This window comes from Endozoicomonas ascidiicola (assembly GCF_001646945.1).
Taxonomy (GTDB): domain Bacteria; phylum Pseudomonadota; class Gammaproteobacteria; order Pseudomonadales; family Endozoicomonadaceae; genus Endozoicomonas; species Endozoicomonas ascidiicola.
On sequence record NZ_LUTV01000014.1, the window covers coordinates 1 to 1,264 of the forward strand.

The following is a 1,264-nucleotide window of genomic DNA, read 5'->3' on the forward strand; positions in this document are numbered from 1 at the left end:
GCGGACGCCTGCGGCGCCGCTTAAGTTGGCGTTATAACCCAAAGGATAGTAAGTGCAAAATTTAGAAAGTCATGTGGCATTTTTAGTTAAATTCACGTCATCTGAATATGTAAGCAGTTTTGTAGACGACGGTCTTCTTTTCATGAATAGTATTGAATATTTTAGAAATATTGAGAATGAAGACTCTGTACTAAGAGGAGATGCAAACGAAGGGCTTGCTGCTAGGTATAGTGGAGAAAATATTGTTCTCAAAATAGGTGGAGAAGAGATTAATGCTTTGACAGGAAATTTAAGTATTCGATTCAATCATGATCAAGAAACAAATATCTTCTGTATGTCAGCTATAACTGCAAAGGATGTTGCTGATGCAGGTGGCGAACTTAAGCTTTCAAATGATTTTAAAAAGTTTGGTGATAAAGCTATCATGATACATGGAGTTGATATTCCTGAATTTTTGGAACGAATAATGAATCATATTAAATCAAATGATGATATTTCCTCGCATCCTGATCATAAATTTATTGCTAAAAAGGTTGACTACATTCCTTATCAATCTCATCAAGGAAAAATTGGTGTCTATAAAAAGTTCGATGAATATGCATGGCAATATGAATGGAGGCTTGCAATCAAGCAACAAGTAACTGATGGCACATACTCAGGGTTTAAAATTGGACCAATTAATGATTTATGCCAAGTTGTAGACACCGATTCGATAATAAATGAAACTATAGGTATTAAAGAGTTGATATAGTAGCAATTTGGGTTATAACAATAAATTCAAGTTCGTTCCGCTGCGCTCCACCGGACGCCTACGGTGCCGCTTAATTTGGCGTTAGCTGCTGTGATTCTACCAGAGTTGTAAAACTGAGAGTTTTTCAGCGGTGGAAGTTTTTTTGTTCTGTTTCATCGAAAAATTCATAAGATATCGGTAGTCTTCGTTTTGCAAGCTGGCGTGAGAGTTTTGTCATTTATTCCTTCTTTTATGCCAGCGTCACGATCGTCGTTTGCTGTTTGTTTTTTCCAAGCTGGCAAGCGGTAGCGAACCAATTTCCTTTTGTCACGCCAGCACAGAGATCAGTTTCCATTCCATCTTTTCTGTCGGTCAGTTGGTGGGGAAGGGTGCAGGTTTTCTGTAGCGTGCAAAGTTTCAGGTTTTATGCAGGCCAGGAAGTTACATTGTCGTAAACATCAAGTAGTCAAACCCTCTGACTCAAACTGTTTCCAGGTATTTTGGTTCTGTGTAGTTTTCAGCAACGTTCAAAAT

The 1,264-nt window shown here is 38.1% G+C and carries 1 protein-coding gene; it reads left to right on the forward strand.

Going from position 1 to position 1,264, the window contains the following annotated elements; genetic code table 11:
* Positions 1 to 52 precede the first annotated feature (52 nt).
* Complete coding sequence (locus AKL11_RS23835; RefSeq protein ID WP_067522799.1) at positions 53 to 751, forward strand: hypothetical protein; 699 nt, start codon at positions 53 to 55, stop codon at positions 749 to 751.
* The last annotated feature ends 513 nt before the right edge of the window (positions 752 to 1,264 follow it).